We start from the raw sequence: 11,273 nt of genomic DNA on the forward strand, positions 1-11,273 counted from the left end.
ATCAACTATTCAACCAGGATGGGGGATGCAATTACCCATACCCCCCCATCCCTTTATATACCAATGTCAAAAAAATAGGACCAGCCCGATTCCCCAGGGTTTACAGATAGAACATTTAGGTTGAAACGTGTGAAATGAAAAAATTTTTACTATCTATTTGTGCCATATGGATCATGTTTGTCACCCTCTCTTTTTTTATGAATTACACCCAGGCAATTAAGGAACAAAAAAGAGTTGCCCTTGAGACTGGAAAAAGTTTCTTTGAATTAATATTAATCTCACGCATGTGGAATTCCCTTCATGGGGGGGTGTATGCGCCTGTCACGGAAAAATTGAAACCCAATCCATATCTTAAAACGCCAATGAGGGATATTCATGTCAACAAAGACCTGACGCTTACCATGATAAATCCGGCATTTATGACAAGGCAACTATCAGAGATAGCCATTGAAAAAAGACGTATTCAATTTCACATCACCAGTCTTAATCCAATTCGTCCGGAAAACAGCCCAAGTGAGAGAGAAAAACAATATTTAAAGGCGTTTGAGAAAGGTATAAAAGAAGTTGGGATCTCGACTGACAGGGGGTCTTCTTTTTTTTATATGGGGGCACTCACAACTGAAAAAACATGCCTGGGATGCCACGCAGAACAAGGATATAAGCAGGGGGATATCCGAGGTGGCATCAGTATTACATTCCCCTTTACCATGGATCCGCCAATCTTTTTTTTACTGATGGGTCATCTGATGATCGGTGCTGCAGGATTGTGTTGCAGTATCATTTTCGGATCACGATTGGGAAAAGCATATACCACAATTCAACAGCAAGCTCTAATCGATGCCTTAACAGAAATCCCAAACCGGCGCAGCTTCATGGAAACCATATCAAGGGAATTGAAACGCAGTCATAGACTCAAAAAGCCCCTGTCCATAATATTGTGCGACATCGATAATTTTAAACTGTACAATGATACCTATGGCCATAGCCGTGGTGACCGCTGCCTTAAACGCATTGCCCTGGGAATAAAAAATACGCTCACACGACCTGTGGATTTCTGCGCACGATATGGGGGTGAAGAGTTTGTTGTTCTCTTGCCGGACACATCCATGAAAGGAGCAGGACATGTTGCGGAAAAAATCTGTCTGTCCATTCACGGGATGAATATTGCCCATGAACGTTCGTTGCCGTTTAAGGCTGTCACCATAAGTCTCGGTGTCTCAACATTAGATGGGGCTGCGTTCTTGTCCAGTGACGAATTATTGAAAAATGCGGATATGGCATTATACAAAGCCAAGGAAAATGGACGAAACCGAGTAGAACTTTTCAATTCTCCAGTCGTATAACTCGATTATCAAGTTATATTCAATCCCCATGTTTGCGGACACAACAACCCATGGAACACGATAGCAGTAGGCAGGCGGGAACGGGTGTTGCCCTGAACGGATTAAATGGCAACGGTCGGCATGGACGCCGAAAGAGTTGCCATTTCCCTCGGAGCAGCCCATGGACGGGCTGCGAGAATGAGAGAAGGGCAACACCCGTTCCCGTCTGCCGATTCGAAGTGAATCTAAAAAACTTGATGATTGAGTATGAGTAAATATTGATTTTCTTGTTTAACCTAAAAGTTGCAAACGGTAGTTGGCTGGATAGGCAAGACGCCGGGCATGGGACTGTCGCCGCCTGCCGCAATAAAAACCAGGAATGCAACTTTTAGGTTTAAAAGGGTTTGGCATGGGGAGACAATTTGCTCCTGTCCCCCATGCCAGGGTGACTTCGTTTAATGGGATTTTGCCCTTGTCCATGCCTGGTCAACAATTTTGTTGTCCTTGCCGAGATCTTTTACAAATATAAGGGTTTTGATGATTTCCGGTGTAGGCCAGACGCCTGAATTGTTCAGGTCTTCCTTGGAAACATAGGCTTTGGCAGCCTCATTGGGTGTTGCATAATGGTTGTAGTTGGACAGGGATGCACCCACCTTGGGTTCAAGAACCCAGTTAATCCATTTATGTGCAGAATCAAGATTCGGGGCCTTGGCCGGGATGCACATGGAGTCGATCCAAATGGTACTGCCCTCCTTGGGAACAAGGAATCCATAGGTGTCCGGGTCTTCAGCAACCGTTTGAATGGCATCGCCATTGTAAACCACGGCAGCAGCAGCGGTTCCTGAAATCACATCGTTTTTGCCACCCACACCGCCTTTAAATCCAAGACAGGCCTCTCTCTTTTTTGTGCTCACAAGAAGATCTGCCGCAGCTTTCAGCTCCTTGGGGTTGGTGGAGTTAAAATCGTATCCAAGGTATAACAGGGTTATCCCCAGCATATCCCTCACCGAGTCCATGAGATAAAAGGTACCGGATTTTTTTTGTGGATCAAAAATAACGGACCAGGACTGAACATCTGCCTGGCTCATTTTTTTCTTGTTGTAGAACAGTCCAACGGTTCCCCACTGCCATCCTGCCGAGTATTTGTTGCCGGGATCAAAGTCCGGGCTGGTAAATTTCTCACTCAGGTTTTTTAAATTGGGTAGTTTGGAATGGTCAAGGGGTGTCAACAGGTTCAGATGGATCAGGCTTGGCACGATATAATCGGATGGAATGATAATATCGTATTGTCCCAGGCCGCCTGACTGCAGCTTTGCCATCATCTCCTCATTTGATTCATACATGTCCAGGTATACTTTGATGCCTGTTGCTGCTTCAAATTCTTTGGGGAAATTGACCTCATCCATGTACTCGGACCAGGTGAAGATTTTTAACACATTGGTTCCTGACCATGCATTGGGTGAAAGAAATACAAAGATCAATATCACCATCAACATCGTTTTTTTTATCATTTTTTCAGCTCCTTGGTTCATTTTTATTGTTGGTTAACGAAATGTCTTAAACGTTATTTTGTGTTCGTTTTTCTTGAAAAACGTTCCATTAAAGCCACCAGAACGATGGTGACAAGCAGCACCAGGGTTGACAGGGCGTGGATCTGGGGGGTGACCACCCTTCGGACCGCAGCAAAGATATACAGGGGCAGGGTGACGGAGTCGGGTCCTGCCGTAAAAAAACTGATGACAAAATCGTCAAGGGAAAGGGTAAATGCAAGCATGGCACCGGCAATGATGCCAGGGATCAGCAGAGGCAGGGTGATTTTCCACAGCAGGTATGCGTTGCTTGCATACAGATCCCTTGCCGCCTCTTCAACGTCTTTTCCAATGCTGATCAGCCGGCTTCTGACCACCAGGGCAACAAATGCCACCTGAAAGGTGATGTGGCCGATGATCATGCTGAACAGACCCGGTTCAAACCAGGATGAAACCTGGCGAAGGAAGCCAAAGGCAACCACCAGGGCTGCGGCAAGGATGATGTCGGGTATGACCACGGGCAGGTGCAGGGTCAGGTCCAGAATGGTGTTCATTCTTTTGGGCCAGGGAAATCGATCCATCCCTATGGCCAGCACTGTACCGAGAACGGTTGAAACAAGGGTGGACACAACGGCCAGGACAAGGGTGTTCCAGGCGGCATGGAGGATCACTTCGTTTTGAAAGAGCTTGAGATACCAGTCAAGGGTAAATCCCTTCCATGCCAGTCCGTATTTTGTATTGTTCACCGAGAAAAATGCCACAGCCATCAACGGAAGATACAGAAAACAGATGGTTCCAAGGGCCATGGTGTTCACCAGCAGATTGATTCGTTTCATAATAGTTCAATCCCCTTGTTTTTTCTTCTGTAGAGATAGAGGCTGAACATGGTCAATACCATCAGTCCCATGCTGATTGCCGCACCAAAGGCCCAGTCCCGGCTTGCCCCGAACTGCTGCTGAATCAGATTGCCCACAAGCATGTACTTCGCCCCCCCCAGAAGGTCCGGCACGACAAACATACCCATGGCAGGCACAAGGGTTAGAATGATTCCCACGGAAAGCCCGGGAAGGGTCTGGGGCAGAATGGCATGCATGAAGATTCGCAGGTTTGACGCATACAGATCCTGTGCCGCTTCAACCAGGGTCCAGTCCAGACGTTCAACACTTGAAAAAAGAGGCAGGGCCACAAAGGGAAGAAACATGGAAATCATGCCCAGATAAACGGCAAAGGCGCTGGGGTAAAGGGCCATGCCCGGTGAAACGAGCTTCAGGTATGCTGCAAGTTTTGCAAAGGGCAGTTCCGGCGCCAGGATCAGAAACCATGAATAGGTTCTGATGACCATATTGGTCCAAAAGGGGATGATCACCACCATGAGCCAGAGGTACCGGGTTCTCACGGGCTTTCTTGCAATAAAAAAACAGAGGGGATAGGAGAGAATTACGGACAGGCCCGTAGTAAAGATGGCCACCCACACCGATCGTAACAAAATCAGGATATAGTCCGGGGCCCACCCAAAGATACCATACCCCATGAGTCGTCGATAATTTTCCAGACTGAAATCCCATACCAGTTCACCATAGTCCCCTCTGCCGGCAAAGCTGATCACCACCAGTATTAAACCGGGAAGCACCAGGAAAATCATCAGCCACAGCATGCCGGGGCTTAGAAACAATGCCCCCCTTTTAATCAGATCTTTCTGGACGACAAGTTCCCCATACCAGACCATGAGCCTATTCATGGAGCACCACCAGGTCCGAGGGTGCCATGTCAAGCCAGAGTTCATCTCCGATGTTGAAATTTTTATAGGTACTGCTCCGGACCCGTATGGATCCGGGTTCAAAAAACAGGTCCCTGTTGGTCCCCCGGTAGATAATTTCACTGACCTTTGCCCGGATGCCGTTTTTTTCAGGTTGGGTATCAGAAACTTTTATCCATTCCGGCCTGATGGCGACAACACCCTCGTTCCAGGGCGGTTCTTTTTCCAGCTCAAGGTTGCCGATATCCGTATGGAAGATTCCGTCATGGAATTTTCCCGTGAGCAGATTGGCTGCCCCCAGAAATTCTGCAACAAACCGGTTTCTGGGTGCATCATACACCTCTTCAGAGGTGCCAAACTGGGCAATCTCACCGTCCTTCATCACGGCAATTCGATCGGACACCACCAGGGCTTCATCCTGATCATGGGTCACCAGGATAAAGGTCTGGCCCAGTTTTTGCTGTAAGCGCCGCAGTTCCACCTGAACCTGGGCCCTTAATTTGGCATCCAGGGCTGACATGGGCTCATCCAGCAACAGCACCTTGGGTTCGTTGACCAGGGCCCTGGCAAGGGCCACCCGCTGGTTCTGACCCCCGGACAGCTGGTGGGGATAGCGGCTGAGCATATTGCCGATTTCAAGCATTTCCACGGCACGTTGAACCCGGGTTTTGACCGCTTGCTCGGCAACCTTTCTTGAACGAAGGCCAAAGGCAACATTCTCAAAAATAGTGAGATGGGGGAAAAGGGCATAGCTCTGGAAGACCGTATTGATCTGCCGTTTAATGGCAGGCAGCCTTGTGATATCCTCCCCCTCAAGGATGATGCTGCCCGAATCCTGGAGTGCAAGGCCTGCTATCATGCGCAGTAAGGTTGTTTTGCCACACCCTGAAGGGCCGAGCAGGGTAAAAAACTCCCCTGATTTTATTTCAAGGTTAATGTCATTAACGGCTTTTACCTTACCATAGGTCTTATTGATCCCCCTGAGGTAGAGCCCCTTTTTGTCTTTTATCATATGTTTTTCCAGTAATTAAAATCCGGTCGTTTAAATCATTTCCAGAATGTTTGTCAACATCTGTTCGCTCCTATCCCAGATAGCCTGGTGTGCGTGGAATTCTGACGGCCAGCTCAAGAATATTGCCGGCAAGTTCATGGCGTTTGGACTCGGGGGAAACTTTCTTGCTCCGCTGCTTCATCTGCTGGTTTCGCTGTTTTTGGGAAATGGTATCGATTTCCTTGAACAAAAGCGCTCCAAAGTTACATTCGGCAACGCAGGCAGGGCTTCCGCCGCAGAGGTCACATTTATAGGGAACCCCTGATTCATACTGTTCCATCATTCCGTAGGGGCATGCCTCCACACACTCTCCGCACTCTGTGCATTTGTTGATATCAATGGCAATGACGCCCCGTTCATTTTTGATTATGGCCCCTTCAGGGCAGGCGTTCATACAGGCAGCATTGGGGCACTGAAAACAGATGCTTTGAACTGAATATCCCTGGTGGGGGAAATTATTAATTTTTATCCTGGCCTTTGAGGGGATGAACATCCCCTCTTTAACGGCTGAACAGACATAGGTACACCTATTGCACCCTGTGCATTTGTTGGGAATGGCGATAAGTACTTTTTCCATTTACTGACTCCTTATGGTGTTCTTTCCATGAAAATGGCGTGTTTCTTTAGAGAAGATCCAGTTCTTCGAGTTTTTCTTCAGATGGCTGACCGTCCGTGTCCCATCCCCTGAGATGGTATAAAAGACTCTTCATCTGGGTCAAAGCAGCCTGGTCAATTTTTTTGCCTTCATAGGGGCCATTTTCAAGGGCCTTGTTTAATAATTTATCGGAAAGGACGTCATCTTTGGCTGAGAATCCGGCCTTCTGGTTGAATAGCCGGGCAAGATTCCATATTCTTTCCCCGGCCTTTTCAAGATCCTGGGCTGAGACTTTTTTACCCAGTCCCTTGGTCATGAAATCGGCCATGATGGTGGTGTTGACCGTTCCCCAGAAGTCACAGAGGCCCATGGACCATTTCACGGCATTGGTGTTCTGATTATTGATGACGGCCCGGGTCATCTCTTTCACATTAAACGGCTGATCTTCAAACAGGGTAAAGGATCTTAAATGGCAGGCACCCCGTTCGGATGTGGCATAGCCAAGAGCCATTCCATAATTTCCCCGGGGATCATAGGCCGGCATTTCAAGGTTCTTGGAATGGGCCGCCTTGTCTGCTGCACCGTTCTTTTCCCCAAGTTTCTGGGCTCCCATGGCCATGTCCCGTCCCCGTTGGGTGGACCGGGTGGCGATCTCTTCTATCAGTTCGAGGTAGTGTTCCTTGTCCCCGAACCGGACACCGTAGTCATGGAGCCCTGATTCCGTGATATCCATGGCAAGACCGATGATGTTTCCCGTTGACATGGTGTCAAGGCCGTAATCGTCGCAAAGCCTGTTGAACTTCATGACCGATTCAAGGTCATCGATTTCACAGTTTGCTCCGCCAAGGCACAGGGTTTCATATTCAGGGCCTTCGATCTGGGTGCCGTTGAGGGAAGTAAATTTTCCGCACCCCAGGGGGCATGAGGCACAGGATCTGTCACCGATTTTAATGTCATCTATGGCCTCGCTGTTTAATTTCTGGCGGCCGTTGCTCACCCCCTTTGAAAAATTCCGGGTGGGGTGGATGCCCATTTCATTGGTCACATCCACGAGCATGGCCGTACCGTGTTTATAGGCCCAGAGGTTTTCGTCGGTGAGAAGATTGTTGCTTGTATGCTCAACAACCTTTTCATAGAATGATCCGATCTCGTTGACCTGAACACCGCCTGTTCCCCTGACAACAATGGCCTTTAAATTTTTAGATCCGAAGATTGCACCGGCCCCTCCCCGGCCCATGTGCCGGTAGGATTCAGAACCCACGCAGGCAAACTCAATCAGATTTTCACCGGCAGGACCGATGGCAAGGGTCTTGGCTTCGTAATCCACCTGCTTTTTCAGCCAGTTTTCTGTTTGAAAAATTCCCTTGCCCATGACAGGAGAAGCATCCTCCAGGGTAACCTTGCTGTTTACAATTTTAAGGTAAACAGGGGTGTCGGATTTTCCTGTCACAACAATGCCGTCATATCCTGCAAATTTAAGTTCAGGCCCGAATGAACCCCCGATATTGGATTCGAATATGGTACCGGTTTTGGGTGATTTTGAGACCAGGCAGGTTCTTGAAGATGTGGGAACAAGGGTGCCGCACAAGGGACCTGTCATGACAACAAAGGCATTGTCCGCAGACAGGGGGTCAACCTTGGGATCAACCAGGTCGGTGATATACTTGACTGCCATTCCCCATCCGCCGATATATTTTTTGCGAAGGGTCTGGGGAATGGTCGTTGAATGGATCTTTTTGTTTGTCAGATCCACATGGAGGAGCTGGCCCGTGTACAGGTACTCATTGGGTTTGCCCTTTGGAAGCTCAATGGATTTAAAGACATCCTCTATCCTGTTCAAACACTCATCAAGGATCGTCCAGGGCACGTTTAATGCCGGCTCAAACCGGATATTTTTTGCATTGGTCAGGGTGCCGGCAGTGATCACCCCCCTTGAAAACAATCCTGAGGCCACCTTGTATCCGATACCGTCCGTGTGAAATTCCATGCCAAGGAGAAGCCCCAGTCCCCTTTTATGGGCCAGGATTCCCGGATATCGTTGCTGGAGATCCCCTAATTTTTCAAGGACATACGCTCCTTTTTTCTTTGCCTGGCCCGTCAGGTCTTCTTCCAGAAGTACAGATATGGCTGCAAGGGCTGAGGCACAGGCAAGGGGGTTCCCGCCGGTTGTGGTGGTGTGAATGAACGGGTTAGGCTCCATGCATTTCCATATTTCAGGGGTTGACATGAATGCTGACATGGGTACGACGCCACCACCCAGGGCCTTGCCAAAGCACATGATGTCAGGCTGAACATTCCAGTGATCAACGCCAAAGAGTTCCCCTGTCCGGCCAAATCCGGTCTGCACTTCATCGGCAATCATAAGGATGTCATAGTGATCGCAAAGGGCCCGAACCCCTGGCAGGAAATCATCCGGCGGTACAATGGCACCGGCTTCACCCTGGATGGGTTCGATGACAACCGCTGCGATATCATCCCCCACGGCCCTGGCTGATGCAAGCTCATGCTCCAATGCCACAAGGTCCCCAAAAGGGGCCTGGCGGACCCCGTCAAGCAGGGGCAGCAATGGTTGACGGTACGATCTTTTGCCCATCAGGGAGAGAGCCCCCAGGGTTTTTCCGTGGAATCCCTTGAGCATGGAGATAAATCCCTTTCGGCCCGTGTAGAGTTTGGCAAGCTTCATTGCCCCTTCCACGGCCTCTGTGCCTGAATTGCCAAAGAACCCATATTGGATTTTACCCGGGGTGAGCAGGGCCAGCACCTTTGCAAGCTGTGCACGCAAAGGGTCGAGCATTTCCTGACTGTACTGGGGTGAGCGGTCCAGTTGTGCCTTTACGGCGGCCACAATTTTCGGGTGGCGGATACCATAGGAGTAAAGACCAAATCCCCCTAGAAGATCGAGAAATTCCCTGTCAAGGGCATCCACAAGGATGGATCCCTGGCCGGTCCATTCTGTTACGGCAAACCCGGTTGCCTCTGTAACTGATTTTCGATACTCAAGAAACCCCTTGTTGATATGGTCCCTGAAGTTTCGAACTGTTTTTCTCGAAATCTCTTCTCTGGCCTTAAGGGTAATTTCCCGGGTGGGTTTCAGGATGATTTCAACGATTTCATCCGCCTCTTTTTTTGCCGCTTTGATATCCCTGAGTTTATAATCATCGGGATGATATTCTTCTATATCGATCATTTTGTGTGAAACTCCTTATATGGTTGGTTTGAATCATCTGCCAGCCCTTTTTCACAACAAACTGTCCAGGAAAATGGGTTTTTGATTGTCTGATTCAACGGGTGACAGCCTATGCAAAAATGCATAGGGTTTTTTGTTGGTTGTTATCTGTTGGTTCTCAAGGGTCCAGGGGTATCCCCTTGGCATCCCAGCCCCTTATTCTATAGTAATCTGACACAAGTATTTCTAACTCTTCTTGTGTAATGCCTCCACCACCTTCAAGATTATGGCCAAAGAGCCTGGGGGGAAGGGTGTCATCGGCTGATGTCAGGCCTTCCCTGAGGTTGAAACGCCGGGTGTTATCCTTAATTCCTGCTGCAATTGTTGACAGATCCCCAGGATTACAGGTGAGGCCGGTGGCAAGGAACAAAACCTTTGACAGTTCTTCCCATGGATATAAATCCTTGAAAAACCGGCAGAGAATAAAAGAGTCAAAAAGGGTGCAGCGGTCTTCAAAATCCTTGAACAGTTCAATCTTGCTGTCCGTTGCTTCAGGGGGCATCATTCCTGACCGTTCAGCCTTGTAAAAGGTGGTTCTGAGATGGCATGCGTCCCTTTCGCTGACGGCATAGGCAAGGCCCATTCTCTTTAGAATCCTTGGGTCATAACCGCCGGCCTCCATTCCCCTGGCATGAATGCAGGTCTCCTGCATGCCAAATTCTTCTGCTGCGGGTTTGATTCCTTCGGCAAGGACGCCCCCCACCCCCTGCCGCCGGGCGATTTTCTTAATGATTTTAGCCACATCCTCGGCAGACCCATAGCTCAATCGTTCGTTGATTTTTCCTTTTTTAGAGGCCTCAATGGCAAAGGCTGCCAGGTTTCCTGCGGAGATGGTGTCAATGCCAAGGCTGTCGCACAGCCAGTTTAAATAGACAATCTCTTCAATTTCATCAATCATGCACAGGCCGCCAAAGGAATACATCATGGGGGGCCCCATGGTTCCATAGGCCTGGCCCCCCTTGTCATCCTTGAAACGGGTGAGCATTGCCCTGTTGTATCGGTCAATACCGTCAGGATCATGGAAAGTTTTTCTTCGATCCCCGTAATAGACAATTCCCTTGATTTTTTTTGATCCTAGAACTGCGCCCATACCGGTTCTTCCGGCTATTTGGTGGTGGTTGTTTTTTATGACGGCAAAACGGACCAGTTTCTCTCCACCCGGCCCGATCACCATGATACCAGGGGCTTTTCCCCCGGCATTCTGTTTCAGATACGCTTCTGTTTCAAAGGTGTTTTGGCCCCATATGTTTGAGGCGTCGTGGAAGAGAACCCTGTTGGGGTTAATTTCAATCCACACGGGGGTGTCGGATATTCCCTTGATCATGACAGCATCAACCCCCGTACGACTCAAGGGCCTTGCAAAATTTCCCCCTGAATAGGATTCACCATAAAATCCGGTCAAAGGCGATTTTGCAAAGATCCCATATCTGGATGATCCGTACAGCGAACTTCCTGCAAGGGGGCCTGAAGCAATGATCAGGTGGTTATCAGGGCCCAGGGGGTCAACCCCTGCACGATTGTTTTCCAGAAGCAGCTGGGTTGCAAGACCTTTACCGCCAAGGCATAGGGCCATCATCTCCCGGTCAATACCCTCAACATGGGATGTTTTTGTTGTTGCATCAATTTTTAATAATTTAAAAAAACAGCCTTTCATGGCCCTACCCTTAAACTGATTTTGTGTTCAACAGCTTTGCATTGGCGATCAATACAACAAAGCAATTAATGTGCCAGCTCCATTTTGCGCCATCTTTCTCCTTGACAGGGGAAAAATAGCTGCATAAAATGATGCATTTT

8 protein-coding genes are annotated in these 11,273 nt (G+C 48.7%); 1 reads left to right on the forward strand and 7 read right to left on the reverse strand.

What is annotated here, in order from left to right; all coding sequences use genetic code 11:
* The first annotated feature begins 134 nt into the window (after positions 1-134).
* On the forward strand, positions 135-1,343 hold the full coding sequence (locus HRM2_RS07015) for a diguanylate cyclase (protein WP_041273109.1): 1,209 nt from the start codon (positions 135-137) through the stop codon (positions 1,341-1,343).
* Between the two features lie 434 nt (positions 1,344-1,777).
* Here HRM2_RS07015 and HRM2_RS07020 read toward each other — a convergent pair whose 3' ends face one another.
* The 7 genes from HRM2_RS07020 to HRM2_RS07055 all read right to left on the reverse strand — a co-directional run bounded on the left by HRM2_RS07020 (position 1,778) and on the right by HRM2_RS07055 (position 11,133).
* On the reverse strand, positions 1,778-2,833 hold the full coding sequence (locus tag HRM2_RS07020; protein ID WP_015903307.1) for a polyamine ABC transporter substrate-binding protein: 1,056 nt from the start codon (positions 2,831-2,833) through the stop codon (positions 1,778-1,780).
* A 53-nt stretch (positions 2,834-2,886) separates the two neighbouring features.
* The gene (locus HRM2_RS07025; protein WP_015903308.1) at positions 2,887-3,687 is read right to left on the reverse strand and encodes an ABC transporter permease; all 801 of its coding nucleotides are present in this window, start codon (positions 3,685-3,687) and stop codon (positions 2,887-2,889) included.
* On the reverse strand, positions 3,684-4,589 hold the full coding sequence (locus HRM2_RS07030) for an ABC transporter permease (RefSeq protein WP_015903309.1): 906 nt from the start codon (positions 4,587-4,589) through the stop codon (positions 3,684-3,686). The genes HRM2_RS07025 and HRM2_RS07030 overlap by 4 nt, the downstream gene beginning before the upstream one ends.
* Entirely contained in the window at positions 4,582-5,619 is a 1,038-nt protein-coding gene (locus tag HRM2_RS07035; RefSeq protein ID WP_015903310.1) for an ABC transporter ATP-binding protein, read from the reverse strand. Before HRM2_RS07035 ends, HRM2_RS07030 begins: the two co-directional genes overlap by 8 nt.
* Positions 5,620-5,689: 70 nt before the next feature.
* Complete coding sequence (locus tag HRM2_RS07040; RefSeq protein WP_015903311.1) at positions 5,690-6,235, reverse strand: 4Fe-4S dicluster domain-containing protein; 546 nt, start codon at positions 6,233-6,235, stop codon at positions 5,690-5,692.
* Positions 6,236-6,281: 46 nt separating this feature from the next.
* Positions 6,282-9,440, reverse strand: a complete 3,159-nt coding sequence (locus HRM2_RS25905) for a putrescine aminotransferase (protein ID WP_015903312.1) — start codon at positions 9,438-9,440, stop codon at positions 6,282-6,284.
* A 157-nt stretch (positions 9,441-9,597) separates the two neighbouring features.
* Positions 9,598-11,133 carry an aldehyde ferredoxin oxidoreductase family protein gene (locus HRM2_RS07055; protein WP_015903313.1) on the reverse strand — a complete coding sequence of 512 codons (1,536 nt, stop codon included), beginning with the start codon at positions 11,131-11,133 and terminating at the stop codon, positions 9,598-9,600.
* Positions 11,134-11,273: the final 140 nt, after the last annotated feature.

Origin of the sequence: Desulforapulum autotrophicum HRM2, assembly GCF_000020365.1 — a bacterium.
GTDB classification, from domain to species: Bacteria; Desulfobacterota; Desulfobacteria; order Desulfobacterales; family Desulfobacteraceae; genus Desulforapulum; species Desulforapulum autotrophicum.

Excerpts from the sequence above, each read along its gene's own strand:
- HRM2_RS07015 (WP_041273109.1), top strand. The coding sequence starts at position 135 with ATGAAAAAATTTTTACTATCTATTTGTGCCATATGGATCATGTTTGTC.
- HRM2_RS07020 (WP_015903307.1), bottom strand. The coding sequence starts at position 2,833 with ATGATAAAAAAAACGATGTTGATGGTGATATTGATCTTTGTATTTCTT.
- HRM2_RS07025 (WP_015903308.1), bottom strand. The coding sequence starts at position 3,687 with ATGAAACGAATCAATCTGCTGGTGAACACCATGGCCCTTGGAACCATC.
- HRM2_RS07030 (WP_015903309.1), bottom strand. The coding sequence starts at position 4,589 with ATGAATAGGCTCATGGTCTGGTATGGGGAACTTGTCGTCCAGAAAGAT.
- HRM2_RS07035 (WP_015903310.1), bottom strand. The coding sequence starts at position 5,619 with ATGATAAAAGACAAAAAGGGGCTCTACCTCAGGGGGATCAATAAGACC.
- HRM2_RS07040 (WP_015903311.1), bottom strand. The coding sequence starts at position 6,235 with ATGGAAAAAGTACTTATCGCCATTCCCAACAAATGCACAGGGTGCAAT.
- HRM2_RS25905 (WP_015903312.1), bottom strand. The coding sequence starts at position 9,440 with ATGATCGATATAGAAGAATATCATCCCGATGATTATAAACTCAGGGAT.
- HRM2_RS07055 (WP_015903313.1), bottom strand. The coding sequence starts at position 11,133 with ATGAAAGGCTGTTTTTTTAAATTATTAAAAATTGATGCAACAACAAAA.